Here is a 26,085-nt window from a genome sequence, read left to right on the forward strand (position 1 = left end):
TCCTTAGTTTTCGAAGTCTTCGATGGGCGGGCAGGAGCAGACCAGGTTTCGGTCTCCGGCTGCGCCGTCAATGCGGCCAACGGGCGGGAAGTACTTGTCCTGCTTCAGGTGGTGGACCGGGAAGGCGGCCTGCTCACGCGGGTACGCGCGGTCCCAATCAGAAGTTACGACGGCGGCTGCCGTGTGAGGTGCGCGGCGAAGCGGGGAATCCTGCACGGAGAAGTCGCCGTGGGCCACCTGTTCGATCTCGGCACGGATGGTGATCATGGCTTCGATGAAGCGGTCGATCTCCACGAGGTCTTCGGACTCGGTGGGTTCAACCATGAGCGTGCCCGCCACCGGGAAGGCCAGGGTGGGCGCGTGGAAGCCGAAGTCGATGAGGCGCTTGGCAACATCTTCAGCGGTGACGCCGGTCTTGGCCGTCAGTTCCCGGAGGTCCAGAATGCACTCGTGTGCTACGAGTCCGCCTTCGCCGGTGTAAAGAACCGGGAAGTGATCGTTGAGGCGGGAAGCGATGTAGTTCGCAGCGAGCAGCGCGGACTTGGTGGCTTCGGTGAGGCCCTGGCCGCCCATGAGCTTCACGTAGGCCCAGGAGATCGGCAGCACGCCGGCGGAGCCGAAACGGGAAGCCGAAATCGGGACGTCGTTACCTTCGGTCCAGGACGCCGCGTCGCCGGGCATGAACGGTGCGAGGTGTGCCTTGGCTGCGACCGGGCCAACGCCGGGTCCGCCGCCGCCGTGGGGGATGCAGAACGTCTTGTGCAGGTTCAAGTGGGACACGTCGCCGCCGAACTTGCCCGGCTGGGCTAGTCCAACCAGTGCGTTGAGGTTGGCACCGTCGATGTACACCTGGCCGCCGGCCTCGTGGATGGCGTCGCAGACTTCGCGGACGTCGGCGTCGTACACGCCATGCGTGGACGGGTAGGTGATCATGATGGCCGAGAGGGCATCGCGATGGGCTTCGATCTTGTTCTTGAGGTCAACGTGGTCGATGGTGCCATCGGGGGCGGTGGCCACTACAACAACCTTCATGCCGGCGAGCACTGCTGAGGCCGCGTTGGTGCCGTGGGCGGAAGCAGGGATGAGGCAGATGTTGCGCTGTTCGTCGCCACGGGAGAGGTGGTAGCCGCGGATGGCCAGCAGGCCTGCGAGCTCGCCTTGGGACCCGGCGTTGGGCTGGATGGAGACTTGGTCGTAGCCAGTGATCTCGGTCAGCTGCGACTCGAGATCGGTGATGAGTTCACGCCAGCCCTCGGTCTGGGAATCCGGAGCGAACGGGTGGATGGAGGCGAACTCCGGCCACGAGATCGCTTCCATTTCAGCCGTGGCGTTGAGCTTCATGGTGCAGGAACCCAGCGGGATCATGGTGCGGTCCAGCGCGAGGTCCCGGTCGGAGAGCTTCCGGATGTAGCGCAGGAGCTGGGTTTCGGAGCGGTGGGTGTTGAACACCGGGTGCTGCATGAAGTCGCTGGAACGCTCCACGGAGGCCTCAAGCGCAAAGCCTTCAGCGGCTTCAGCCACTGAAGCGCCGAACACCGCTGCGACGTCGGCGACAATCGCGGAAGTTGTGGTCTCATCAACCGAGATGCCCACAGTGTCGGCGTCGATGCCGCGCAGGTTGATGCCCTTGGCCTCGGCAGCGGCCACGAGCTCGCCGGCCTTGCCGGGAACTCGGACGGTGATGGTGTCGAAGAAGGAACCGTGAAGGACCTCGACGCCGGCAGCCTTCAGGGACGCTGCGAGGGTGCGGGCGTGGCTGTGAGCGGTCTCTGCGATCGCCTTCAAGCCTTCGGGGCCGTGGTAGACGGCGTACATCGAGGCGACGATGGCGAGCAGCGCCTGCGCGGTACAGATGTTGGACGTGGCCTTCTCGCGGCGGATGTGCTGCTCACGGGTCTGCAGCGCCAAGCGGTAGGCGGGGACACCGGCGTCGTCCTTGGAAACGCCCACCAGACGGCCGGGCATGGAACGCTCCAGACCCTTCTGGACGGCCATGTAAGCAGCGTGCGGGCCGCCGAAGAACAGCGGTACGCCCAGGCGCTGCGCGGAACCAACAGCAATGTCCGCGCCCTGCTCACCCGGAGGGGTGATGAGCGTCAGGGAAAGGAGGTCGGCAGCGACGGTAACCAGCGCGCCGCGTTCCTTGGCGTCAGCGATCACGGCGGAGTGATCGAACACGCGGCCGGAGACACCCGGCTGCTGCAGGACGACGCCGTTGATGTCGCCTTCCGGGAGACCGAGCGACAGGTCAGCTACCTCAACCTCGAAGCCGAGCGCTTCTGCGCGGCCCTTCACAATGGCGATGGTCTGCGGCAGGCAGTCGGCGTCAAGAACGGTCTTGCCGTCCTGGACAGCCTTGTTCTTGTTGGCACGGCGCATCATGAGCACGGCCTCGGCCACGGCGGTTGCTTCGTCCAGCAGGGAGGCGTTGGCGATCGGCAGGCCAACCAGGTCCTGCACCATGGTCTGGAAGTTCAGGAGCGCTTCAAGACGGCCCTGGGAAATTTCCGGCTGGTACGGCGTGTAGGCCGTGTACCAGGCCGGGGACTCAAGAATGTTGCGGCGGATCACCGGCGGCGTCACGGTGTCGTAGTAGCCCTGGCCGATCATCTGCACGGCGGTCTTGTTCTTGGACGCAAGTTTGCGCAGCTCGGCCAGAACTTCAACTTCGCTCAGCGCGTTCTGCAGGGTGAGGGCAACGTCCTGGCGGATATCGTTCGGGACGGCGGTGTCGACCAGGGAGTCGACGGTGTCGTAACCGACGGACTTGAGCATGGTCTCAATATCAGCCTGGCGGCGGGCGCCGATATGCCGATCGACGAAGGTGGTGGAGGCAGAACTAACCGTCACGAAGGAACTCCATTACTTGGGCAGCGTTTGGGTACGCCACAGCGGCTGGGTTCCTCCCCGCTCTGTATTGGACCTGAGAGTTTCCGCGCGTTGTGGGACAACCATCGCTTGCACCGTCGGTGAGCACAGCTCTCTTCACCCTGAGGTGCCGAGTGCCTGCTGCTTTCCAGAGTTGCCTTGCCGCGGCGGTGCGTGGGCCTGAGAGATTCCTGGGGAGGGTTTGCTCCTACGGCGCCTGCATCACGTGCTTGCAGGACTCTCCCGCCGCAGATCAAAGGCATGTTCAGTTGTATATGGGCGCCACGCTGGGCACGCCACAAGAGTTAATTGTCCTACGCTCCGGCCTCAGCAGCAAATGGAGGAACCACTACTTCCGTAGCCGCTCGAGGACTCCCAGCAGGATTTCGACGTCGGCCTCCCGCCCGGCGTTGCCGCCCTCCTGGCCGCCTTCAAAGATCGCGTTGAAGTAGAGCCCATCGCCCATGTAGCTGACAGCCTTGGCAACTTCCGGTCCGACGTCTTCTGCGAGCACGTCCAGCCATCTCTGTTGGATGGCGGCAAACCTGCGGCGGGTTTCCTCGTGAGCCACCTCAGCCAACCTGGTAGCGGCAACGAAGGCCCGGTCCATGGGCGTATCTGCCCACAGCGAGGACCGGATGAAGTATGCAGCCGAACCATCGGGCGCGGCCTTCATCACTTCGGTATCTTCGTCGGCCAGCAGGTCCAGGCGCTCCAAAAGGGCAGTAATCAGCGCTTCCTTATTGGGAAAGTGGTAGAGCAGCCCACCCTTGGACACTCCCGCGCGCTTGGCAACGGCATCGAGCGTGGCAGCACGCTCCCCCACTTCAATGAGGAGGGCTTCAAAGGCGTCCAGGACGGCGTCCCGGGCAATTGGTTTTCGTGGCATGTGTCCATCATTCCCTAAAGGCTCGCGGTGGCTACATTTGAAACTATACCGTCTGGACGGTACAGTGGTTACATGTTCTCGCCGTCCTCAACCCAAGCACCCCGTTCCGCCCACCCCGTTAAGGGTCCGGCAGCACCGTGGCGCGACTGGACGGCACTGGCACTCCTGATGTTTCCGGTGCTGCTGGTGGCCGTCGACAACACCGCGCTCACCTTTGCCCTCCCTGAAATCGCCCGTTCCCTGAACGTTGGCGGCGTCCAATTGCTCTGGATTGTTGACGCCTACCCGCTGGTCCTCGCCGCACTGTTGGTGTCCATGGGCAACTTGGGCGACAGGATCGGACGACGGCGGCTGCTGCTGGTCGGCAGCACAGGCTTCGCAGCGGTTTCGGCTGCTACAGCATTCGCGCCGTCCGCTGAATGGCTGATTGCCGGCCGCGCCGGCCTTGGTGTCTTCGGTGCCATGCTGATGCCCTCAACCCTTTCCCTGATCCGGAACATTTTCACCGATCCCAACCGGCGCCGGCTCGCGATCGCCGTCTGGGCCGCAGGGTTCTCCGGCGGCGCCGCCCTTGGCCCGATCTTTGGCGGCTGGCTGGTGGAGCACTTCTGGTGGGGCGCCGTTTTCCTGGTAGCAGCATTCCTGCTTTTGCCCCTGCTTGCTTTCGGCCGGGTACTGATTCCCGAGTCCAAGGATGCCAATCCCGGACGTGTGGATGCGCGCAGCATCCTCCTCTCCGTTGTCACCATGGCGCCGTTCGTTTACGGGATCAAGGAATTCGCGGTTCATGGTTTCGGGGCGTCCGCAGCTGCCTTCATGGGCTTTGGCCTGGTGATGGGCATCCTGTTCGTGCGTCGCCAGCAGCGGATCGAGAACCCCATGCTGGATGTTGCCTTGTTCAAGAACAAGGTGTTCAGCACGGCAATCGTGGCGAACGTCCTGTCCCTGTTCTCCATGACGGGCTTCATCTACTTCTTCGCCCAGCACCTGCAACTTGTTGAGGGCCAGTCCCCCATGGAGGCCGGTATCGCGATGATTCCCGCCCTCCTGGCAACGGTCATCGCCGGCCTGCTGGTGGTACCTCTGGTCAAGCGTGTGCGGCCAGGGTTCGTTGTGGCGGCAGGCCTGACACTCAGTGCCGTGGGCTATCTGATCGTCGTAGTGGGCGATCACGGCAGCGGTCCGGTGTTCCTGTTGTCAGCCTTGACCGTCCTGGCCGTCGGCGTGGGCGCTGCGGAGACCATCTCCAACGACCTCATCCTGGCTTCAGTGCCGGCCGACAAATCCGGCGCCGCCTCGGCTATCTCCGAGACCGGCTACGAACTGGGGTCACTCTTGGGAACGGCAGTGCTTGGCTCTATCCTCACGGCGTCTTACCAGCACAACCTGATCATGCCGGACGGCATCTCCGAGCAAGCTGCCGGGAATTCCGGTGAGACGCTCGCCGGCGCTGTTGATGCGGCGGCCGCACTTCCGGCCCCGTTGTCGGAGGCGTTGACACACGCCGCCCGGACAGCTTTCGAGTCCGGCGTCCACATCACTGCGGCGATTGGGCTGGTACTGATGGCCGGCGCGGCAGTGCTCGCCGCCGTCGTACTCAGGCGTGTGCCGAAGGCGCAGTAGTAGGCAGAGCGCCGAAGGCGCAGTAATGCCGTTGTGAGGCCCGCTTTGCGGGGTTCCGTAGGGATTTGCCACGCAAACCGGGCCTCACAGCGCTTCGGTCGGCGCCGCTTTCTTGTCGACGACGGCGGTCAGCTCGTCGATTCTGTCGAGGGCGTCGCTGAGCCGGCTGACGGTGTTCCATAGCTCCGGGTGCTGTTCCCTGACTTCCTCGAGCGTGGCGCCGGCTGAGGTTAGGGATGCGAGGTCGAAGCTCACATTGGTCCGGGCTCCGGCGATGGCTGCGCGGAGGGCGCCGAAGCCCACCACGACGTCCGCGATCAGCGCAGGGTTGCCGTTGGATGCGAGCCAGCCGAGGTCTTCAATGGCATTGATCGCCCGCTCCCCGAGGACCGCTGATGCCTTCGCGGCATGGACGGAAGCCTGATGAATGGCGTCGTCGCGTTCAGGTCCGGGATCCAAGCGGAAGGCTGCGCCGAACGCGTTGGAGGCGGAAGCGTCGTCGTCGGCTAGTTGAAGGGCCGTTTGACGGAGTTCGTGAGCACGGGAGTGAACGCCGCTGAGCTGCTCGCGCTGGGACTTCTCCGCCTCGGTGTATCCAGCCACCATGGATATCAACGACGCCGCGATGGAGAGCATGACCCCTGTTCCGGCGCCGCCGCCCGGGGAGCCGCTGGATTCCGCCAACGCCCTGGTCCACTCCTCAACAGTGGATAGCTGTGTGGTGACTGACTCGGAATGGTTCATGACATCCAGTGTGCCGGGGCTTCCCAGGCTTTGCATCCATGGGCTGGATACACTGGCCAAACCATGGCGTCGAATGAAAAGGGCAAACTCATGACCATTGACCTCGAAGAGCTTTACAAAGACCTGCACGCCAACCCCGAACTGTCTTTTCAGGAGACCCGAACAGCCGGGATCGCCGCGGGATACCTCGAAGATCTTGGCTTCGCTGTTCACCGCAACATCGGAAAAACCGGTGTTGTTGGGGTTCTGGACAATGGGCCCGGACCAGTGGTGATGCTCAGGGCAGACATGGATGCGTTGCCAGTGAAAGAGGCAACGGGTTTGGACTACGCAAGCACGGCAGTGGGTGTTGATCATGAGGGCAAAGACATGCCAGTCATGCACGCATGCGGCCATGACGTGCACGTGAGCTGCCTTGTTGGCGCGGTGGAGGTCCTGGCCGCGCAGAGTGATGAGTGGCAAGGCACGCTGATCGCTCTCTTCCAGCCGGCCGAGGAATGGGGCGGCGGGGCAGAAACCATGGTTGCTGACGGGCTGTATGACGTGGTGCCGAAACCCGACGTCGTCCTGGGCCAACATGTAGCCCCCTTCCCCGCGGGATGGTTTGGCATGCGACCCGGCGTCACCATGGCGTCGGCCGATTCCCTCAACATCACCTTGCACGGACGAGGTGGCCACGGATCGCGTCCGGAGACCACTGTTGACCCGGTGCTCATGGCTGCTGCAACCACCGTGCGATTGCAGGGCATTGTCTCGCGTGAGCTCGCCGCCAGTGACTCTGCGGTGGTGACGGTGGGGCAGATTCACTCAGGGACCAAGAACAACATCATTCCCGAAACGGCAACATTGGGCCTCAGCGTCCGCACCTTCAGTGACGCCACCAGGGACAAAATCCTTGGTTCCATTGAGCGCATTGCCAAGGGAGAGTCCACTGCATCCGGAGCCCCCAAGGACCCCGAGATTCAGTTTGAAGAGCATTTCCCGCTGACCGTCAACGATCAAGCCGCAACCGGCAGGGTGTCCGCTGCTTTCACAGCAAAGTTCGGAGAGACACAGATCATCGATCCTGGCCCCGTATCCGGAAGCGAAGACGTAGGAGCCCTGGCGAAGGCCGCAGGCGCTCCTCTGGTTTTCTGGTTCCTGGGTGGTGCTGAGCCTGCTTTGTTCAAGGAATTCGCCACAACGGGTCGCCTTCCAGAGGACATTCCCTCGAATCACTCGCCGTACTTCGCGCCAGTCATCCAACCGACGCTGGCGCGCGGAACGGAAGCGCTCGTGACCGCCGCCCGGGAGTTCCTGGCCACCAAGTCGTAGGGCTGCTGAGTCCCAAGGCAGACCGCGAAGGAAAGGCGCTGCGAGCGCAGCGCCTTTCCTTTACTTACTTGTTCAATCCGGCCTAGCTTCCATCCGGCCCAACTGTTCCCGGGAAACCTAGACTTTCTCGCGGATGCGGTCGATCCTCGGTTCAAAAACCTCGGATTCCCTGCGACGGCGGGCCAGGAAAGTCCACAGTGTTCCTTCCGTCCGTGGACGGCTCTCTGCGGGTTCCTGCTCCTTGGGTGTTTCTGATGTGCGTGCTTCAGGCTTGCGCTCGGAGTCCTTCTTCGTGCGCCGCTCGAAGTCGTCGTAGTACGCGTAGCACATACTCAACCTCCTTCAACGGCTGTCCTTTAATCGTCCTCGGACAGGGACCTCACGTCGATGGTTTTGTGCGTTGTGATCAGCTGGCACAGTGACCGACTTAGCGGGATACGACTAATTTGCGCGCATTCTCAACAGCCCGATTGGTCTCCTCCATCATGAGATCTGCATTGATTGCAGCACCTGCCATGACACCCGCGGCTGCGGAGGCCATCACCTGCCCCATGAGATCGGCGACGTTTCCTGCAGCGTAGACACCCGGCACCGGCGTGGCACCGCCCATGGGATTGACGTCAACGTGGCTTCCAACCCCCATCGGGTGCTCCACCGTGGGGACACCCAGGGTTCCCAGCACGCCGGATCTTGCCTCCAGCCGTGGGCCCGTGACTACAGCGTCCACCGGAATCATGGTTCCCGACGCCAGGACGACACCCGTTAAAGCGTCGTCAGTTACTTGCAGGGCATGGACTTTGCCGTCCACCACGTTGATGGATCGGGCAGCCAGTTGTTCCCACTGTTCTTCTGTCGGTTCCACAAGGTCATTGAGGAAAAGGGTGATGTTGGGGCTCCACTGGCGGAACAACAACGCCTGATGCAACGCCATGGGCACTGACCCCAGGATTCCGATTGCCTTATTCCGGACCTCCCAGCCGTGGCAGTAGGGGCAGTGCAGGACATCGCGTCCCCAACGTTCCCGTATGCCCTCAACGTCGGGCAAGATGTCCACCAGTCCGGTGGTGACAAGTAGCCGGCGCGCCTTGACAGTTTGACCGTCGGCCAGGTCCACCTCAAAGGCGAGCTCTGAACCGTCCATTGGCTCCGCCGTCGAGCGTGCCCCAACTGCTAGGCCGGACATCATGTCCGCCCCGTACTGGAGCGCCTCCGCTCGTCCGAGCTTAAGCAGTTCCTGGGGATTGACTCCGTCCCGCGACAGGAATCCGTGCACCCCGGCTGCGGGCCCGTTTCGCGGCTCCCCGGCGTCGATGACGACGACGGACCGCAATGCCCTGCCCAGGGTGACGGCAGCACTTAACCCAGCTGCGCCACCTCCCACCACAACGACGTCGTACTCCCCCGCAACCCGGTTGTTCTCGTTTTCCGTACTCACCAATGCCTCCACATCTCCAGCGGCCCTGCGCCGCTCCTTCCATGGTTGGTCAGGATCCGCTAAACCAGCAAGGAAGTTTGCCAATATGGCAAACTGGGGGCATGACTACGGATTTCAGCACCATGCTCGACGCCGTCGGCCCTCGCCTGCGTGCCATGCGGACCCAACGCAACGTGACGCTCTCGGAGGCTTCGGAAGTCACCGGCATCTCCGTGAGCACGCTTTCCAGGCTGGAATCGGGTCAACGGAAACCAACCTTGGAGCTTCTTCTCCCCATCGCGCGGCTGCATCAGGTCCCCTTGGAAGAGCTTATTGATGCCCCAGAAACGGGCGATCCCCGCATTCACCTCAAGCCGCACGTTCACGAGTGGGGAACGGCCGTTCCCCTCACGCGACGCCCTGGCGGCATACAGGCCTTCAAGATGGTCCTCAGGGGTGGCACGGGCAAGGAGACTCCCACGCCGCAATCACATGAGGGTTACGACTGGGTGTATATCCTCAACGGCAAGCTCAGATTGGTCTTGGGCGAGAACGACTTTGTCCTGAAACCGGGCGAGGTGGCGGAATTTGATACCCGCACACCACATTGGTTTGCCAGCGCCACCACAGAACCGGTGGAGCTTCTCACCCTCTTTGGGCAGCAAGGCGAACGGCTCCACGTGCGGGCCCGCCCCAAACGCTGAGACGACAAGCGCTGAATGCTGGTTACGGGATATTCAGGTTACGAAGCCAGCCATTCACGTGCACTTCGACGCGGGCCCGCCGGCTCGGCCCTATGCTCCTGCTGATTGATCTCAGCCCACACCTCATCGAGGGAGAGTCCAAGGACCTCCGCAATTGCAGCGACGGTGGGGAACGCAGGCGTCGCTACCCGGCCTGATTCGATCTTTCGGAGCGTTTCGGGCGAAACACGGGCATCGAGGGCTGTCTCCAGCATGGAGCGCTCACCCCGGGCGCGACGCAAAAGAGCACCGAGGCGTTGTCCGCGCTCGGCCTCCGCGGGTGTAAGCGGCAACCTGACCATGGCTCCAATTGTAATACCGGGATAATATGGCCGGGATAGTTATTGGTTTTCACACGAAAGGCCCCGCATGATTGAGATCCTGAGCCGTACAGAACTAGGCCGCGCCAAGGAGGCTGGCGCCCTGGTGGCTAACATTTTGCACACGCTGAAAGGCCGGGCAAAGGTGGGCACCAACCTCCTCGACATAGACCGATGGGCAAAGAGCATGATCCTCGAGGCCGGGGGCGTCTCCTGCTACGTGGACTACGCCCCCTCCTTTGGTCGCGGGCCATTCGGCCATTACATCTGCACCGGCGTTAACGATGCCGTCCTGCACGGATTGCCCACAGACTACAAGTTGGCTGACGGCGACCTTCTGACTCTGGACCTGGCGGTGTTGAAGGGCGGAATCGCGGCGGACTCCGCCATCAGCTTCATCGTGGGCGAGTCCAAACCGGCTGAGAGCGTCGCGATGATCGAAGCAACCGAACGGGCATTGCGCGCGGGCATTGAGGCCGCGCGGCCCGGCGCCCGCATCGGCGACCTCGCCTACGCCATCGGCTCAGTTCTGAGCGAGGCCGGATACCCGGTGAACACCGAGTTCGGAGGCCACGGCATTGGCTCAACCATGCACCAGGAGCCGCACGTACCAAACATGGGCCGACCCGGCCGAGGATACAAACTACGCCCTGGACTAATGCTGGCCCTGGAGCCCTGGGTGATGGCCGATACCGCCCAGCTTGTGACCGACGCCGACGGTTGGACGCTCCGCAGCGCGACCGGTTGCCGCACTGCCCACAGTGAGCACACCATTGCCATCACCAACGACGGAGCCGAAATTCTGACTCTGCCGACACTCTGAGCCATGATTTCCCGGGCGCTCCCGCCCTTGTTCGGGTGACTCAACGCTGAACGGGGCGCGGGGCGAACGAGTGCAGGATCCGGGCATTTCGGTTCACTCCCTGAGACGCCTCACACCGCATCTTGCGCTTGAGGGTGACTCCCGTCATACTAAATGAACGCTATTCATTTAGTGACAGTCGTCTCACGGAGTAAACCCCCCATGATTGAAATCAGACACGTGGAAGCCTTCGCTTCCCTGACCACCGGCCCGGTGACATATCGGCACCCGGCCGAAGCGGTGGACCCCAACGCCCCGCTCGGCACAGTAAAAATGCAGCATACCCAGGCAGTTACCGCGTGAGCGCGTGGCGCATGCCATCGGAAACGGCTCCCCAGGACCGCGTTTGGATGGCTTTCCCCACCGGCGGCTACACCTTGGGTGACACCGAAGAAGAGGCGCACGCAGCGCGCTCCACTTGGGCCGCCGTCGCGAACGCCATCCTCGAGTTCGAGCCCGTCACCATGGTGGTACCGCCCGACGACGTCGAAACAGCTGCGCGCTACCTGGACCCACGCGTTGAGGTAATTACCGCTGACCTCAACGACGCCTGGATGCGGGACATCGGACCGTCGTTCGTCCTGGACGCCAACAGGCAACTGGGTGCTGTGGACTGGATCTTCAACGGCTGGGGCGGCCAGGACTGGGCAACGTGGCACAAGGACTCGCTCATCGCCGAGGCCATCAGCGGCCGCGCCAACGCCCGGCATCTCCCCTCAGGGATCGTCAACGAAGGCGGGGGCATTCAGGTTGATGGCGAAGGCACCGTCCTGGTCACCGAAACGGTTCAGCTGGACCAAGGCCGCAACCCTGGCCTGACCAAGGCTGACATCGAGCAGGAACTCGCCCGAACCATCGGCGCTACTCACGTGATCTGGCTTCCCCGGGGCCTCACCCGCGACTCCGAAAAGTTCGGCACCCGCGGACACGTGGACATCGTGGCCGCAATTCCGAGCCCGGGCACGTTGTTGGTCCACTCGCAGCAGAACCCGGAGCACCCGGACCACCAAGTCTCCCGCGAGATCATCGATTTCCTGCGCACCACCCACGACGCAGCAGGCCGGGACTGGAACATCATCGAAGTTCCCGCCCCGGAAACACTCACCGACGATGAGGGGTATGTGAATTACAGCTACATCAACCACCTCGTGGTCAACAGCGGGGTCATCGCCTGCAGTTTCAATGACCCCATGGACGAGAAAGCGCTCCGCATTCTCGCCGATGCCTACCCCGGCCGCCGCGTGGTCAGTGTTGACGCGCGCGAACTGTTCGCCCGGGGCGGCGGCATCCACTGCATTACGCAGCAGCAGCCTTCGGCCATCTAGAAAGGGCCTCACATGAGCCAGACAATCCACCGCAGCGGCAGTAATGCCGCAGAGTCGCATGACATCAGCGGCAAGGGACTGAAGACGGGGCAGTTGGGGCTCCTCGCCGTCGTCGTTCTTGGCATTTCAACCATCGCCCCGGCGTACACGCTCACCGGTGCGCTCGGCCCAACCGTCAACGAGGTGGGGCTACAGCTGCCCGTCATCTTCCTGATCGGTTTCATCCCGATGATCCTTGTATCGCTGGCCTACCGGGAGCTCAACGCAGACTCCCCGGACAGCGGCACCACCTTCACCTGGGTCACCAAGGCTTTCGGCCCCTGGGTTGGCTGGATGGGCGGATGGGGTTTGCTCGCAGCCAACATCATCGTCCTATCCAACCTGGCAGGCGTGGCCGTGGACTTCTTCTACCTCTTCCTGGCGCAGGCCACGGGCTCACCCGAGCTTGCCGACCTCGCCTCGAACAAGCTGCTGAACGTTGCCACCTGCTTCGTTTTCGTGGCGCTGGCCGTGTGGATCAGCTACCGGGGCCTTCACACCACCAAGATCGTCCAGTACGGCTTGGTAGGTTTCCAACTGCTGGTGCTGGGCCTGTTCGTTGCCATGGCTTTCGCCAACTGGTCCACGTCCGAGTCCGCTGTTCCTTTCAGCTGGGACTGGTTCGACGTCACCAAGATCGAGACTTTCGGCCAGATCGCCGCCGGCATCTCGTTGTCGATCTTCGTCTACTGGGGTTGGGACGTTTGCCTCACCGTGAACGAGGAAACTGCCAACGGCAAGAAGACTGCCGGCCTCGCGGGCACGCTCACTGCGGTGATCGTCCTGGGCATCTACCTGCTGGTCACCATCGCTACCATGATGTTTGCGGGCGTCGGAGACACAGGAATCGGCCTCAACAACGCCGAGAACCACGCCAACGTCTTCACAGCACTGGCATCACCGGTCATGGGTCCGTTCGCCATCTTGATGTCCCTCGCCGTACTCTCCAGCTCTGCGGCTTCCCTGCAGTCCACGTTCACGTCGCCATCCCGCAGCCTGCTGGCCATGGCGCACTACGGCGCCCTGCCGGAGCGCTTCAGCCACATGAGCAAGAAGTTCTCGACGCCGGGCTTCGCCACCATTGCGGCCGGCGTCCTGTCCGCGGGCTTCTACGCGGTGATGCACGTGATCAGCGAGAACGTCCTGAACGACACCATCCTGGCCCTGGGCCTGATGATCTGCTTCTACTACGGGCTCACGGCCATCGCCTGCGTCTGGTACTTCCGGAACAGCGTGTTCTCCAGCGTGAGGAACTTCTTCCTGCGGCTCGTCTGTCCGCTGCTGGGTGGCGTTGGCCTCTTCGTGGTGTTCCTGCAGACAGCCGTGGACAGCTGGGCTCCTGAGTTCGGCAGTGGCTCGGAGATCTTCGGAGTGGGGCTCGTGTTCGTGCTCGGCATCGGGATCCTGGCGTTGGGCGCGGTGGTCATGCTGATCATGTCCCGCGTTCGGCCCGGGTTCTTCCGCGGCGAGACCATCCGGAAGGATACGCCTGCACTGGTTGTGCCGGAGTAAGACGCCCCTGTAACCCCGCGAAATCGCGGGAAAGCTGCCAGTTCGCCGGATATCTCCGGGCGAAGTGGCAGCTTTCCCGCGTTCTGGGCACTTGAGCGCCCCGTCAATCACCAACGATGCGCAACGTCCACCACCAGGCGAGAACCGCCGTCGGGCCCGTCCAAGGTGAACACCCGGAACGGAAGGCGGGCCCGGACACCCAGCCCGATGCTGGTAGTGCCCTCAAAACTGCCCGCATAAACCACCTGCCGGAACGTTTGGTACCCGGAGACGTTAGACAGTTCAGCCTTGGCTGCCGGCAGATACGTCGGCTGGCTGTACTGGTTGTACGACGGCGCCGTGACCATCACTTGCAGATCAGCATCCCCCAGCACAGGGATGGGGTAGCCGGTAGCATCCTGGGTCACCACCGGAACATACTGAACCACGTAACCGGCTACCTTCCCGGTCATATCTATCACCAGACGGTCGTAGCAGGGCTGTTGACCCGTACGGACGTTGGTGACATTGGCGGAGCTCCAGTCAAGGTCAGCCTTGGCCATGGAACCCCACGAGATGCCGCAATATGTAGCCGCCGAGGCGGACCCCGGTGCCACCAGACCGAGCCCGGCAGCAGCCATGACCGCTGCCAAACCCGCTCCAAGTTTCCTCATTTTTTGTGCCCCCTTCAGGCGAAGTTGATACTTCAACAGTAGGAGTGCAGCAGGGTGTTTGGGCGGGTTGTGGCCGCTTCGGGGCGCAACCGTTAAGTGGGTGCAGCTGCGGTCACAAGAGGGTTATTGAAGAGCGGTTTTTTGAGTGATCAGGGGCCACATCGAGGGTCCTCGCGCCCATGTTCGTAACCGAAGATAACGAGACCTTTGCGTTACTTAGCCTTCGCAGTCCTTGCAGAACTTAAGACCGTTCTTTTCCAGCGCAATCTGGGACCTGTGACGGACCAGGAAGCAGGAGCCACACGTGAATTCGTCAGACTGCTCAGGGACCACAATGACGGTCAGTTCTTCACCGGAAAGATCTGCGCCGGGCAGGTCAATTCCCTCGGCGGTATCGTTTTCCTCGACGTCGATAACCGCAGTCTGCGCAGTGTTTCCACGGGATGCCTGAAGGGCCTCAAGCGATTCGGCGGGAGACTCTTCTTCTGTCTTGCGCGGGGCATCGTAATCAGTAGCCATTGAGGTTCGCTTTCGTTGCTGCATAGTGCCTATTCCGGCACCTCAGTGAAGCAGTTTAGGGCATATTACACGTGATCAACGAATAGTGTGCCCAACGCGACATTCTGCAGCATTCCCGGCGGGTTCTACGGTTCTGAATGCACCCTCAGGGCGTGCGATTGGATGGCCTGCGCGCTGGCAACAGTGACGCCGCTGAGGGCAGGTAGCCACGTCAAGTCGCTCCTGGCTCCTTGCCCGCCCAGGCCGTGTTCCTCCGCTGACGGATCCGTGCAATCCGAGACGTAGGCGGCCTCGATCCAGGCCGCTATGGTGGTGCCGACTGAACTGGCAAGCGAGGCTAGTGATCCGATCATGCGGTAACGGTATCCAGCCCGCGTTTGGAGGCGGTTTCCGGTGGATCACGAGCTTGTTAACTCCTCAGTCCTGCAAAGCCTGCTCCACGATGTACTCCGCTATCGCCATGGACGAAGTAGCTCCAGGAGACGGTGCGTTGCGCACCAAGACTGTGTCCCGGCGTCGTGCGATGACAAAGTCGTCCACCAGCGAACCGTCACCGTTCATGGCTTGGGCGCGCACTCCCCGGGTGCCAGGAAGAATGGTGGCCCCTTCCAGCGAGGGTACAAAGCGCATGGCCTCGCGGATGAACTTCTTCCTGCTCACCACGGTATGGAATTCACGAACAGCTGACGGCACATTATGTCGGGCGAAATTCCAGAACCCCGGAAAAAGCGCGTAATTCAGGACGTCGCGAACATTGACCTCATTCCACGCGTAGGACTCGCGGCCGAAGGAGATGAACGCATTCGGGCCGAGCATCATTTCGCCGTCGATGCGTTTTGTGAGGTGGACGCCGAGGAAAGGGTGTTTGGGGTCCGGGACGGGATAAATGAGGCCGCGCACTTGGTCCCGGGCCGCACGGTCCAACAGGAAGTACTGCCCGAAGAACGGCACGATCCGTGGCGTTGCCGGTTCACCGGTCGCCTCGGCCACGCGATCCGACTGAAGACCTGCGCAAGCCACCACGAGGTCGTAATGCTCGCCGCCGTCCTTGGTACTCACCACCACACCGCTGTCCTGCTGCTCAAGCGCAATGACTTCCTGTCCCAGACGGATGGTCCCGCCCGAGCTGCGGACGTCGTCGGCGAGCGCGTTGGTGATGGCCGTGTAGTCAACGATCGCCGTTTCCGGCGAGTGCAAGGCAGCGAGCCCGACGGCGTTCGGCTCCACCTCGCGTATCTGCTCTCCCCGAAGCATCCGCGCACCGGGCACCCCGTTGGCTGTGGCTCGGGCGAAGATGCTGTCCAGGCGCTTGGATTCCTCGGGGGTTTGGGCGATGACCAGCTTGCCGCAGGCGTCGTAGGGCAGGTTCTTCATGGCGCAGAATTCCTGCAGCAGCTCCACTCCCCTGCGGCACAGCTTTGCCTTCAGCCCGCCGGGCTCGTAGTACAGGCCTGCGTGAACCACGCCCGAGTTGTGTCCGGTCTGGTGTGCTGCGAGCCGGTCTTCCTTTTCGTAGACAGTGACTTGGACGCCCTCGAGCCTGTTGGTAAGTTCCCTCGCCACAGCAATGCCGATGATCCCGCCACCAACCACGGCGCACCGCTTGATGGTCCTGTTGTGTGGAGGCTGGGGCATGACACTCCTCGTCGTTGGGGTGGGTCCGTCGTTGGGGTGGGTCCGAATCAGTCACAGCATTTCACGGGTGCGGAGTGCCCGGCACGTATAGCCCGAAAACCGTCCAAATATGGCACGAAAAAGGGCGACACGCGAGGTGTCGCCCTTTTTATTAGCAGGTATTACTTGCCGTGGTGGTGACTATGCAGTCGGCTGATCGAAACGCTGGCCGGCCGGGTTGGACGGCAGGAGCGAGAGCACGAAAACTACGATCGGCACAACAACCAGCAATGCCAGCCAGCCGCTGAAGTTGCCATCGTGCAGACGACGAACCAACAGGGAAAGCGACGGGATAAGGATTGCCAAGTAGAAGACAACGTAAATGATGACGCCGATAACGAAGCCCGGGCCAGGAACGGTGCCGCTGCTGGTGGTTGTTGCTCCTGCTGCGCCAAGAACGCCGGCGAGGATCTGCAGGACGATGCCTACAACGCCCAGCACCAGTGCCACCCACCAGTATTCGCTGCGGCTCGCGCGGCCGCTGAACGTGGCGTACTTCTTGAAGAATCGCTTGACGGCTGCACCAATCGGAGCGCCGTAGTACGGAGCCCACAGCGGCGGCTCGCCGGTCTGTGCAGCGTACTGTTCGGTTTGTTGCGGTTGTTGCGGGTAAGAGCTCATTTGTATATCCCCCGGGTTAGGTGTGAGTCGTGATGAAGCTTAGTGCTCAGAGTGAGTCGTGCTTATCGTAATGCCCCTGCAGCGAATTAGGCAGTTCGATGGAGGAAGTTAACCCGGATTTAGCCTGGTAACGCAATATTTCGTGGGTGGGGACTTTTCCTGAGACAACATTTCCCGTGTTCTAACTCACTGTGAACACGTCGATTTCCACCGAACCGGGCCGGCGCCGCCCTGTTCCCACCATGATGGTGTGATTGAGCCAAGCCAACTCGGGCGAAGCAGTTGAAAAACGCGGGCTGCATCGGAAGTAGATCAGGGCGGGGTCTACGTCTTCTCCCCTATTCAACCTGGCGATATCTTCCGCGGCGCCGAAGCGGAGAGCCGCGTTGTGCACGTACACCACGGCTCCCCCTTCGAGCTCCACCGCGTATCTGGCGTCCAACTCGGTCAGCTCGGCGTTCCGGAGAATCTGGTAATCCGCACCGGCTGGCACTACGCGCCCTTGGAACTGTGGCCCGGACACCGTCCCTCCAATTATGGGAACGATCCGCCGGTGCCCCTCCGGTGTTGGCCCCACATCAATGGGCTCGCCTACCTCCACGCTCAAGGTGGCGAGGAACGTTAATGCCGGCGGCTCCGGAATAAGTGTCACTGCGCGTAGTGCTTTCGGAGGTCCATCTTCCGGATCTTCCCACTGGCTGTCCGCGGCATCTCCTCAACGAACACCACGGACTTGGGGATTTTGTACCGTGCCAGCCGGCCCTCAAGATGCGAGCGCAGTTGCTCCTCGGTGAGGGATTCGCCCTCACGCAAAGTGACGATCGCCCGGGGCACTTCTCCCCACTTCGGGTCATCAACACCGATCACGGCCACACTCCCCACAGCGGATAGTTCCGCAATGGCAGCTTCCACCTCGGCCGGGTAGATGTTCTCGCCGCCGGAAATGATCATGTCCTTGATGCGGTCCGAAACGAACAGGAAGCCTTCCGCATCTTGGTAGCCCATGTCGCCGGAGCGGAACCAGGAGGACTCGGAATAACTCTCGGCGGTGGCTTCGGGCCGGTTCCAATACTCCTTGATGACGTTGGGGCCGGAGATCTGGATCTCCCCCACCTCGCCAAGCGCGGCGATGCCGCCCAGCGGATCGGCGATCCGCACGTCCGTGAAGAAGTGGGGCAGCCCTGCAGAACCAGCCTTTTCCTTGGACCTCGATACCGGCAACATGGTGGCGCCGGGCGCGGTTTCCGTCATGCCATAGCAGTTGGTGAAACCTATGCCGCGCCGCTCGTAGGCCTCCAAAACCCTGCCAGGAACAGCGGAACCACCGCAGGTGAGCTTGTCCAGGGAGGTGAGATCCGCCGTCGACCATCCGGGATGGTCACAGAGCATCTGGAAGGTGGTGGGGACGCCATTGAGTGTGGTGATCTTGTGCTGCCCCACCAGCTCCAGCACCCGGCCGGCGTCGAACTTGGCTTCAAGCACCACGGTGGCACCCTTCAGCAGCATGGGAAGCAGACCCATATCAAGGGATGCCACGTGGAACAGCGGCGAGATCATGAGCGCCACATCGTTGCGGTTCAGGTCCATGTCCACCACCGTGTTGAAGCAGTTCCAGGTGATGTTGCCGTGTGTCAGCAAGGCGCCCTTGGGCTTGCCTGTGGTGCCGGATGTGTAGAGGATCATGGCCCCGTCTTCTAACGTCACCGCTGCATCCAGCGGGGCCACCGTTGCAGCGTCAAGCACCTCACCATAGTGCTCGACGCCGGATGGCAGCGTGAGAGCGGAACCGTCAGTGACGTCGTCGGGCGCCACCACAAGACGGTGTGTCACGCCGGTGTCCGTGCAGGATCCGGCGGCTACGGACTCCAATGATGCAGCGCTGATGAGCAGGCGTGCTCCTGAGTCCTGCAGTTGAAACTGAAGCTCAGGAGAGGTCAGCCGGGTGTTGAGCGGGACGAAAATCGCCCCGAGCAGCCCGCATGCGAAGAACGTCTCCACAAAGGACGGGTGATTCTCACCGAGGTAAGCCACCCTGTCCCCCTTGGCCACTCCCCTGTCCCTAAGGGCTATGGCCAAACGGTCGCTCCGGTCTGCGAGTTCTTCGTAGCTCAACGTATGGCTGCCCGAAATGAGTGCCGTCTTAGGCCCCGATTTGGCACGGCGGCGGTGCAGCCAGGATCCAACTCCGTTGTTGTCCATGGTGCCGTACTCCTAACTGACCGTAGAGAGGTCGTTGTTCTTAGACTCCCGCGTCAGCAGGATGAAGACAATCGATACCAGCGACATGATGGAAAGGAACACCACCACGGGGACGATGCTCTGGCCGGCATCCTTATAAAGGCCCGCCACAATGCCGGGCGTGAAGCCAGCGCCGATCAGTGTTGCCAGCTGGTAGCCGACGGCCGCGCCGGTGTAGCGGTTAGTGGTGCCGAACTGCTCGGAGACGAACGCTGCAAGCGGACCGTAAAGGGACGAATGCAGAATCAGTGCCACTGTGAAGGCCAGGAAAACCAAAGCGATGTTGCCGGAACTGAGCATCCCAAACATTGGGAACAGGTACAGGATGAACAAAGCCAGGCCGGTGACCATGACCGGACGGCGACCAAAGCGATCCGAGAGCCTGCCGCCGAGGAGCACGAACAGGATGGAGATGGCCGAGGCGCCAGCGAAGGCATAGAGCACGCCCTGTTGTGGTGCGCCCTTGGATACTGCGTAGGTGACGGAGAAGGTGGGCAGCACTACTTGGAGGCCGAAGCCGGCGGCACCGGCAAACATGATCATGATGAGGGCCTTGGGACGCTTCAATACTTCCAGCAACGGGATCTTGCGCTTAGTGCCTAGGGCGCTTTCCTTGGCAACAGCTTCGGCGAAAATGGGGCTTTCCGAAACCCGCAACCTCACGAACATGCCCACGATCAAAAGCACGAAGGACAACAGGAACGGCACACGCCATCCCCAGGCCAGGAATGCGTCTTGGGGAAGGGCGGAAAAGATGCCCATGACCACGGTGCCGAGTACTGCGCCCGTCGGGGCACCGGCGTTGACGAACGATGCCGCAAACCCGCGCCGTTTTGGATCCGAATGCTCCAAAGCCATGAGTGCGGCCCCGCCCCATTCGCCGCCCACAGCGATTCCCTGGAAAACACGCAAGACCACCAGGAGTACCGCACCCCAAGGACCAATGACGTTGGCTCCAGGAATCAGGCCAATCAGCGTTGAGGCAATACCCATCATGGCCATGGACACAATCAGCATGCCCTTGCGGCCGATGCGGTCGCCGAAGTGCCCGAAGATGATGCCGCCCAAAGGGCGGGCAACATATCCGGCAGCGAACGTGGCGTAGGCGGCAACGACGCCCACCCACTCGTCAGTGCCGGCGAAGAACACTTTGGGGAAGGCAACTGCTGCGGCTGTTGCGTATAGCAGGAAGTCGTAGAACTCGATGGTGCTGCCCAGATAGCTGGACATGATGACCGTGCGCGCTTCTTTGCGCTTGGCGGCCGTGCTCGACGGTGCGAGCGCAGTGTGTCCTGACATGGCTGTTCCTTGGGAGAGGAGGGAGGGTGGGTCTTAGCGGGTTATTTGTAGAAGCGGGCGAGGAATTCGGCCACGACGGCGGGGCGTTCCTGGCCTTCGATTTCGATGGTGGCGTTGACCTTGATCTGGGCGCCGCCCTTGACCTCGGTGACTTCGGCGATGCTGCCGTTCATGCGGACTTTGGAGCCGACCTTGACCGGTGAGGTGAAGCGGACTTTGTCCAGGCCGTAGTTAACCTTGGTGGTCACGCCTTCCACGTCGAAGAGTTCGCCCCAGAAGGGAATGATCAGGGACAGGGTGAGGAAACCGTGCGCGATCGGAGCGCCGAAAGGACCGTCCTTGGCGCGTTCGGGGTCGGTGTGGATCCACTGCTGGTCGTCCGTGGCATCGGCAAACAGGTTGATCTGCTGCTGGGTGATTTCGCGGTAGTCGGTGGTGCCGAGGTCTTTGCCGGACATGGTGAGCAGGGTGTCGAAATCGACGACGAGATTGGGCATCTTTGCCTCCTGTGTTGTTGTTTGAAGAGATTTAGTTGGTGAAAGCACTGGCGCCGGTGAGGGCGCGGCCCACGATCAGGGCGTTGATCTCGTGGGTACCTTCGTAGGAGTAGACGGCTTCCGCGTCGGCATGGAAACGCGCGACGTCGGAGGCGAGGGTGATGCCGTTGCCGCCCACCACTTCGCGGGCGAGGGCAACGGTTTCACGCATCATCAGGGACGTCTGCATCTTGGCCAGGGCCGAGTCCTGATCCCGGTAGATGCCCCAGCCCTGCTGCTCGGTCAACCGGACAACGAGTGAAAGCGAAGCGGTGACGTTGCCGAGCATGCGGGCCAGCTTCTCCTGGACCAGTTGGAACGAGCCCAAGGACCTGCCGAACTGCTGACGCTCCTTCACATAAGCCAGCGCAGCTTCGAACGCCCCGGCCTGGATTCCGGCGGCGATCCAGGCAACGTCCGAGCGCATCGCCCGGAGCATAGCGGCCACGTCCTTGAAGGAGTTCACGTTGTGCAGGCGCATGGCTTCGGGAACCCTGACACTGTTCAGGGTGATGTGGGCGTTCTGCATCATCCGGAGTGAAGTTTTACCCTGGATCTTCTCCAGGGACACCCCGGGAGCGGTGCGGTCAACGAGGAACGCTTTGACCTGCCCGTCGGCGACATCGCGGGCGAATACGCACAGGACGTCGGCTGTGGCCGCGCCTCCGATCCACCGTTTGGCACCGTCCAGAACCCAACCACCGGAGCCCGTGCCGCCGTCGGGATCTTCTTCGTAGCGGGCGGTGGTGGACAAACCACCGGCGATGTCCGAGCCGTGCTCGGGTTCGGTCAAAGAGAAGACCCCCTTGAGGGAGAAGTCGATGACCTTGGGCATCCACTCCTTCTGCTGCTCTTCGGACGCACCCACTCGGATGGCTGTCCGGAACAACCCCGCCTGGGCGGTGTACCAAGTGGCCAGCGAAGCATCAGTACGAGCCAGTTCGAAGATCCGGAAGCCGTGGTAAATCCCCCGCGCAGGGGCCTCAACAGTGAGGTCGGCCGGTTCCATCAGATCCAGGTCAATCAACGGCCGGGCCAGTTGCTCGGGGAACTCCCCCTTCTCCCAGTACTCGGCCAACAAGGGCTTGGCTTCGGCGTCAAGGAAGTCCCGCAGCCCGCCAAGTACCTGGCGTTCGGCAGTGCTCAGCAGCGCTTCGGCGTCGTACCAATCCGCCACGGAATACAGCCGCTGGGCTGTTCCTGTGGCCGTCGTAGCAGTCGCAGTCATCTCAGCCACCCAGACCAAGCAGCCGGACGGCGTTGTCCTTCAGGATCTTCGGCCGAACCTCGTCCTTCAGCGGCAGGTCCGCGAACGCACCCAGCCACTTCTGCGGGGTGATCAGCGGGAAGTCGGTGCCGAACAGGACCTTGTCCTGCAGCACTGAATTGGACAGTCGAACCAAGGATTCCGGGAAGTACTTTGGTGACCAGCCAGAGAGGTCAATGAAAACGTTGGACTTGTGCGTCGCGATCGAGTTCGCCTCGTCCTGCCATGGCACCGACGGGTGGGCCATGATGATCTTCAGGCCCGGGAAATCTGCCGCCACAGCGTCCAGCAGGAGCGGATTGGAGAAGGCAAGCTTGATCCCGTACCCGCCGGGGAGACCTGCCCCCATGCCGTTTTGACCGGTGTGGAAAATGCAGGGAAGCCCCAGTTCCTGGAGGGTTTCCCACAGTGGATAAAACGTCTCGTTGGACGGATCAAAACCCTGCAGCGACGGGTGGAACTTGAAACCGCGGGCGCCGAGCTCAACAGCTTGATGCTTTGCCCCGGCGATCGCGTCCTCCCCCGTCCGCGGGTCAACACTGCCGAACGGAATCAGCACATCATTGTTCCGGGCAGCGCCCTCGATCAGTTCCGGGATGCTGTTGGGCTCGTGCTTGAGCTGGGTGCGGGCGTCAACAGTGAACACGACGGCGGCCATGTTCAGTTCGCGGTACACCTCCGCGATCCTGTCCAGCGATGGCGTGCGGTCCTCGGACTTGAAGTACTTCGCCGAGGCCTCCGTCAGCGCTTCCGGGAGGTAAGCGTGTCCGCAACTGTCCACTTCGAGGTGGACATGCATGTCGATCGCATCCAACGCAGCGGCGTCGATGCCCAATTCGTAACGGGTAGCCATGATCAGCGGGCCTGTACGGCTTCAGGTTTGGCCTGTTCCGGCTGGAGCTCCGCGGGCAGCGGCAGGAATTCCTCGCCGTAACTCTGCAGTGCTTCAGTACCAAAAAGCGATCCAGCGTTCTCCTGCAACGCCTCGTAACTCCAACCGCCCTCGCGGTACTCGGTACTCGCCGCCGTCGGGTGTGTCCAAACCTGCAACCGGTCACCACCGGCGCCGATCGCCTGGCCGGTAATGTCAGCAGCCGCATCAGAGGCGAGGAACGCAATCAGCCCGGCGACGTCGTCGGCCGTTCCAAAACCGAGGTCGTGACGGAAGAACGACGGCATTGCCTCGCCACGCTCATCGGCCTCGACGGCCTTCTGGAAATACGGGACCGTCTTGGTCATCGCCGTGGCGGCCACCGGAATCACGGAGTTAACCGTCACGCCGGCCTTCTTCATCTCCAGAGCCCAGGTTCGGACCATGCCTACGATCCCGGCCTTGGCCGCCGCGTAATTAGTCTGCCCGAAGTTGCCACGCTGACCCGTCGGCGAACCAATGGTGATGATCCGGCCGGCGATGCCGTTCTCCTTGAAGTACGCGAACGCCTCCCGGACGCAAGTGAACGTCCCTTTAAGGTGCACGTTGATGACCAGGTCAAAGTCCTCGTCGGTCATCTTCAGCAGGCTCTTGTCGCGCAGGATGCCGGCGTTCGTGACCAGGATGTCCAGCCGACCGAAGGTTTCCACAGCACCTGCAACCAGGGCCTTCGCGGCGTCAGTGGTGCCCACCGGGACCACCACAGCGGTGGCGCGTCCTCCGTCGGCCTCGATCAGCGCAACAGCGTCCGCAGCGGTCTGGGCGTTCACGTCGTTAATAACGACGGCGGCACCCTGGCGGGCGAGCTCCCTCGCGTAAGCGAGTCCAAGACCCTGTCCACTCCCGGTGACGATTGCAACCTTGCCGTTCAAGCTCATGGCGTGCTCCTTCGCATGCAGTAACCGGCCTGAGCCGGTGAGGCCGATCCCACTGCATCGTGAGATCCTTGTCATGATCAATGAGAATACGGATCATTGAAAAAGTCAACGATTGTTTTTCATTACTATTGGAGTTGTCATGGGCCTGCAAAGCACCGAAGTGGAAACCCCGCGCCTGGCCGCAGCAAAAATCGGCAGCGATGTGGGCCTGTTGCTGGCCAAACTGCACGCCACAGGTTCGCTCCTGAACAACAAAGCACTGGCCGACTACGGCCTCCGCGAGCGGTCATTCTCCGTGCTGACACTCGCCTGCAGCGGGTTGGAACCCACCCAACGCGAACTCGCCGATTTCCTCAGCCTGGATCCCAGCCAAGTGGTCAGCCTGGTCGACGACCTCGAGCACCGCGGACTGGTCAAACGAGCCCAAGGCAAGCAGGACCGCCGGGCCAAGATCATCGTCTCCACCGCTGAGGGCCGCCGGATCCACAACAAAGCGAGGGCCGGACTCGAGGAGTGTGAGCGGACGCAACTGGCCACACTGACTGAAGACGAGAACGCGCAGCTAAGAGCTCTGCTCAAGAAAGCCTTGTGGGGTTAGGCTGAGTGCCGGCGGCTCAGACTGAGGCCGCCCGATGGACATCTGCACAGCAGAGCCCCGCTCACGTATGCACCTGTCCATACCGGCATCCGGACGCTTCTGTCAGGATCGGAAACTATGAGCTTCCCTCTTTTCCACGATCCCATGCAGGGCGCCGTCACCGTAGACGCACCTGCTCGCGATCCTCAAGTCCACCGCCAAAGCCGCACTAACAACAGGCCGGCTCGCCAAGCCACACATGGATCCAAGCCTGCACGCACCTCCCGGCAGCGAGAGGTAGCCAAGGTTGCCGAAGACCTCCAGGCTTTGATGGCGCGGACCAGCGGACGGTACTAGGAAAGTCGCCAGAGAGGCACTTATCAACAACCGGCCTCCTTGACTTGCTTCACTGTCCGGCCCCGTGTCTAGGCTGGGTCCCATGACTGAGCTGACCTTCCAAAACATCGTCGACGACGGTGCCATCCTTTTCCTCGAAACCCATCACATGCAGGACGATCGTTTTGAGGAATGGGGCTACGAGCGTTGGCACACTGCCGATCAGTTCGCCAGTGTGGAATTCCACTTTCCCGGGAGAAGTTCACAGCATTTGCAGACTGCTTTTGTGGGAACGTCCGGCCCCGGTCCAAAGAGTTTCCTATGGGGATGGGCGAATCCGAATGTTGCGGCCACGCCTGCCCAAAAGGAAGTCTTTGACCAGGTTGTCGCATTCGGCCGGCACTACGGCATTGTGGAACTGACCAATGGTGAAGTTCCCTTTACCAGCATCGTCCCGGCATTTGCGGATGAGGAAGTCAGGCTCAGCGCTGAAAAGGCCGGATCAACCCTGGTGGCCTTCAAGATTGCCACCGCAGTGAAGATGATCACCGGCCGGGCGAACCACTTCACGTCAGACATCGGCAGGGGCTCCATGGCCGTGGTCGCCTATAACCACGGCAGCCTGGAGCTGGGGCCGCCATCAGCCCTCACCTTCCAGATGCGCTTCATGGAGGCGGTGGCCGCCGGCATGATCGAGGACCACCGCCGAGCCGTGGAAAGCTACGCCCGCTTCCGGCTTCAGACACCGGTCACCGAGCCGTCTCCGGGCACCCTTGAAGTGACATTCGACGACGGCCAGGCCACTATTGCGTTCGACGAGAACAACAGACTTACCACCATGAATGCGTCATTGACCGGTTTGCCATCGGCCTGAATGTACCAAGGCGGGACACGTGACATGAC

28 protein-coding genes and 1 riboswitch are annotated in these 26,085 nt (G+C 62.0%); of the genes, 10 read left to right on the forward strand and 18 right to left on the reverse strand.

Features of this window, described 5'->3' with window-relative positions:
- Positions 1 to 3: 3 nt before the first annotated feature.
- Both gcvP and ACIQH5_RS21315 read right to left on the reverse strand, forming a co-directional pair.
- Positions 4 to 2,850 (reverse strand): aminomethyl-transferring glycine dehydrogenase, encoded by a 2,847-nt coding sequence (gcvP, locus tag ACIQH5_RS21310; RefSeq protein WP_400407439.1) that lies wholly within the window; start codon positions 2,848 to 2,850, stop codon positions 4 to 6.
- A gap of 176 nt (positions 2,851 to 3,026) precedes the next feature.
- Positions 3,027 to 3,124, reverse strand: a riboswitch (glycine riboswitch).
- A gap of 93 nt (positions 3,125 to 3,217) precedes the next feature.
- Positions 3,218 to 3,757 (reverse strand): TetR/AcrR family transcriptional regulator, encoded by a 540-nt coding sequence (locus ACIQH5_RS21315; RefSeq protein WP_214821803.1) that lies wholly within the window; start codon positions 3,755 to 3,757, stop codon positions 3,218 to 3,220.
- A 72-nt stretch (positions 3,758 to 3,829) separates the two neighbouring features.
- Here ACIQH5_RS21315 and ACIQH5_RS21320 point away from each other — a divergent pair, with 72 nt between their 5' ends.
- Positions 3,830 to 5,380, forward strand: a complete 1,551-nt coding sequence (locus ACIQH5_RS21320) for an MFS transporter (protein WP_400407441.1) — start codon at positions 3,830 to 3,832, stop codon at positions 5,378 to 5,380.
- An 84-nt stretch (positions 5,381 to 5,464) separates the two neighbouring features.
- Here ACIQH5_RS21320 and ACIQH5_RS21325 read toward each other — a convergent pair whose 3' ends face one another.
- Positions 5,465 to 6,124 carry a cyclodeaminase/cyclohydrolase family protein gene (locus ACIQH5_RS21325; RefSeq protein WP_400407443.1) on the reverse strand — a complete coding sequence of 220 codons (660 nt, stop codon included), beginning with the start codon at positions 6,122 to 6,124 and terminating at the stop codon, positions 5,465 to 5,467.
- A gap of 90 nt (positions 6,125 to 6,214) precedes the next feature.
- Here ACIQH5_RS21325 and ACIQH5_RS21330 point away from each other — a divergent pair, with 90 nt between their 5' ends.
- Positions 6,215 to 7,438 (forward strand): amidohydrolase, encoded by a 1,224-nt coding sequence (locus ACIQH5_RS21330; protein WP_400407497.1) that lies wholly within the window; start codon positions 6,215 to 6,217, stop codon positions 7,436 to 7,438.
- A gap of 117 nt (positions 7,439 to 7,555) precedes the next feature.
- Here the strand turns inward: ACIQH5_RS21330 and ACIQH5_RS21335 are convergent, their stop codons facing one another.
- Both ACIQH5_RS21335 and ACIQH5_RS21340 read right to left on the reverse strand, forming a co-directional pair.
- The gene (locus ACIQH5_RS21335) at positions 7,556 to 7,768 is read right to left on the reverse strand and encodes a hypothetical protein (RefSeq protein ID WP_400407445.1); all 213 of its coding nucleotides are present in this window, start codon (positions 7,766 to 7,768) and stop codon (positions 7,556 to 7,558) included.
- A 97-nt stretch (positions 7,769 to 7,865) separates the two neighbouring features.
- Entirely contained in the window at positions 7,866 to 8,873 is a 1,008-nt protein-coding gene (locus tag ACIQH5_RS21340; RefSeq protein ID WP_400407447.1) for an NAD(P)/FAD-dependent oxidoreductase, read from the reverse strand.
- 101 nt (positions 8,874 to 8,974) lie between these two features.
- Here ACIQH5_RS21340 and ACIQH5_RS21345 point away from each other — a divergent pair, with 101 nt between their 5' ends.
- Positions 8,975 to 9,556, forward strand: a complete 582-nt coding sequence (locus ACIQH5_RS21345) for a helix-turn-helix domain-containing protein (protein ID WP_400407449.1) — start codon at positions 8,975 to 8,977, stop codon at positions 9,554 to 9,556.
- Positions 9,557 to 9,594: 38 nt separating this feature from the next.
- On the opposite strand, the gene ACIQH5_RS21350 is transcribed toward ACIQH5_RS21345, so the two are convergent.
- A complete protein-coding gene (locus tag ACIQH5_RS21350) occupies positions 9,595 to 9,897 on the reverse strand; it encodes a helix-turn-helix domain-containing protein (RefSeq protein WP_400407451.1) in 303 nt (100 codons plus the stop codon).
- A 67-nt stretch (positions 9,898 to 9,964) separates the two neighbouring features.
- Between ACIQH5_RS21350 and map the strand changes: the two genes are divergently transcribed.
- The 4 genes from map to ACIQH5_RS21370 all read left to right on the forward strand — a co-directional run bounded on the left by map (position 9,965) and on the right by ACIQH5_RS21370 (position 13,653).
- Positions 9,965 to 10,738: a type I methionyl aminopeptidase gene (gene map / locus ACIQH5_RS21355; RefSeq protein WP_400407453.1), complete on the forward strand. Its 774-nt coding sequence runs from the start codon at positions 9,965 to 9,967 to the stop codon at positions 10,736 to 10,738.
- A 201-nt stretch (positions 10,739 to 10,939) separates the two neighbouring features.
- Positions 10,940 to 11,080: a hypothetical protein gene (locus tag ACIQH5_RS21360; protein WP_400407455.1), complete on the forward strand. Its 141-nt coding sequence runs from the start codon at positions 10,940 to 10,942 to the stop codon at positions 11,078 to 11,080.
- Positions 11,081 to 11,091: 11 nt separating this feature from the next.
- On the forward strand, positions 11,092 to 12,102 hold the full coding sequence (locus tag ACIQH5_RS21365; RefSeq protein ID WP_400407499.1) for an agmatine/peptidylarginine deiminase: 1,011 nt from the start codon (positions 11,092 to 11,094) through the stop codon (positions 12,100 to 12,102).
- Positions 12,103 to 12,114: 12 nt separating this feature from the next.
- On the forward strand, positions 12,115 to 13,653 hold the full coding sequence (locus ACIQH5_RS21370) for an APC family permease (protein WP_400407457.1): 1,539 nt from the start codon (positions 12,115 to 12,117) through the stop codon (positions 13,651 to 13,653).
- Positions 13,654 to 13,760: 107 nt separating this feature from the next.
- Here ACIQH5_RS21370 and ACIQH5_RS21375 read toward each other — a convergent pair whose 3' ends face one another.
- The 12 genes from ACIQH5_RS21375 to ACIQH5_RS21430 all read right to left on the reverse strand — a co-directional run bounded on the left by ACIQH5_RS21375 (position 13,761) and on the right by ACIQH5_RS21430 (position 24,269).
- Positions 13,761 to 14,306 (reverse strand): hypothetical protein, encoded by a 546-nt coding sequence (locus ACIQH5_RS21375; RefSeq protein WP_400407458.1) that lies wholly within the window; start codon positions 14,304 to 14,306, stop codon positions 13,761 to 13,763.
- A gap of 216 nt (positions 14,307 to 14,522) precedes the next feature.
- Positions 14,523 to 14,825 (reverse strand): DUF4193 domain-containing protein, encoded by a 303-nt coding sequence (locus tag ACIQH5_RS21380; protein ID WP_024819766.1) that lies wholly within the window; start codon positions 14,823 to 14,825, stop codon positions 14,523 to 14,525.
- A gap of 125 nt (positions 14,826 to 14,950) precedes the next feature.
- Positions 14,951 to 15,178, reverse strand: coding sequence for a hypothetical protein (locus tag ACIQH5_RS21385; protein WP_400407460.1), 228 nt, complete (start codon positions 15,176 to 15,178; stop codon positions 14,951 to 14,953).
- Positions 15,179 to 15,242: 64 nt separating this feature from the next.
- Positions 15,243 to 16,460, reverse strand: a complete 1,218-nt coding sequence (gene lhgO, locus ACIQH5_RS21390; protein ID WP_400407462.1) for an L-2-hydroxyglutarate oxidase — start codon at positions 16,458 to 16,460, stop codon at positions 15,243 to 15,245.
- A 180-nt stretch (positions 16,461 to 16,640) separates the two neighbouring features.
- On the reverse strand, positions 16,641 to 17,120 hold the full coding sequence (locus tag ACIQH5_RS21395; RefSeq protein WP_400407464.1) for a DUF805 domain-containing protein: 480 nt from the start codon (positions 17,118 to 17,120) through the stop codon (positions 16,641 to 16,643).
- A 181-nt stretch (positions 17,121 to 17,301) separates the two neighbouring features.
- Positions 17,302 to 17,772, reverse strand: coding sequence for a DUF3237 domain-containing protein (locus ACIQH5_RS21400; RefSeq protein ID WP_400407466.1), 471 nt, complete (start codon positions 17,770 to 17,772; stop codon positions 17,302 to 17,304).
- A complete protein-coding gene (menE, locus tag ACIQH5_RS21405) occupies positions 17,769 to 19,319 on the reverse strand; it encodes an o-succinylbenzoate--CoA ligase (protein ID WP_400407468.1) in 1,551 nt (516 codons plus the stop codon). The genes ACIQH5_RS21400 and menE overlap by 4 nt, the downstream gene beginning before the upstream one ends.
- A gap of 12 nt (positions 19,320 to 19,331) precedes the next feature.
- Positions 19,332 to 20,657 (reverse strand): MFS transporter, encoded by a 1,326-nt coding sequence (locus ACIQH5_RS21410; protein WP_400407470.1) that lies wholly within the window; start codon positions 20,655 to 20,657, stop codon positions 19,332 to 19,334.
- A 41-nt stretch (positions 20,658 to 20,698) separates the two neighbouring features.
- Entirely contained in the window at positions 20,699 to 21,154 is a 456-nt protein-coding gene (locus ACIQH5_RS21415; protein WP_024819759.1) for a MaoC family dehydratase, read from the reverse strand.
- A 31-nt stretch (positions 21,155 to 21,185) separates the two neighbouring features.
- Complete coding sequence (locus tag ACIQH5_RS21420; protein WP_400407473.1) at positions 21,186 to 22,421, reverse strand: acyl-CoA dehydrogenase family protein; 1,236 nt, start codon at positions 22,419 to 22,421, stop codon at positions 21,186 to 21,188.
- A 1-nt stretch (position 22,422) separates the two neighbouring features.
- Positions 22,423 to 23,313, reverse strand: coding sequence for an amidohydrolase family protein (locus ACIQH5_RS21425; protein ID WP_400407475.1), 891 nt, complete (start codon positions 23,311 to 23,313; stop codon positions 22,423 to 22,425).
- Positions 23,314 to 23,315: 2 nt separating this feature from the next.
- Entirely contained in the window at positions 23,316 to 24,269 is a 954-nt protein-coding gene (locus tag ACIQH5_RS21430) for an SDR family NAD(P)-dependent oxidoreductase (protein WP_400407477.1), read from the reverse strand.
- Positions 24,270 to 24,408: 139 nt separating this feature from the next.
- Here ACIQH5_RS21430 and ACIQH5_RS21435 point away from each other — a divergent pair, with 139 nt between their 5' ends.
- From ACIQH5_RS21435 to ACIQH5_RS21445, 3 genes are all read left to right on the forward strand, one after another.
- Positions 24,409 to 24,867: a MarR family winged helix-turn-helix transcriptional regulator gene (locus ACIQH5_RS21435; RefSeq protein ID WP_400407479.1), complete on the forward strand. Its 459-nt coding sequence runs from the start codon at positions 24,409 to 24,411 to the stop codon at positions 24,865 to 24,867.
- Positions 24,868 to 24,984: 117 nt separating this feature from the next.
- Positions 24,985 to 25,203 carry a hypothetical protein gene (locus ACIQH5_RS21440; protein ID WP_400407481.1) on the forward strand — a complete coding sequence of 73 codons (219 nt, stop codon included), beginning with the start codon at positions 24,985 to 24,987 and terminating at the stop codon, positions 25,201 to 25,203.
- 82 nt (positions 25,204 to 25,285) lie between these two features.
- Entirely contained in the window at positions 25,286 to 26,056 is a 771-nt protein-coding gene (locus tag ACIQH5_RS21445; RefSeq protein WP_400407483.1) for a DUF6882 domain-containing protein, read from the forward strand.
- Positions 26,057 to 26,085 lie beyond the last annotated feature (29 nt).

The sequence above is a fragment of the Paenarthrobacter sp. NPDC091711 genome, from assembly GCF_044756605.1.
GTDB lineage: Bacteria > Actinomycetota > Actinomycetes > Actinomycetales > Micrococcaceae > Arthrobacter.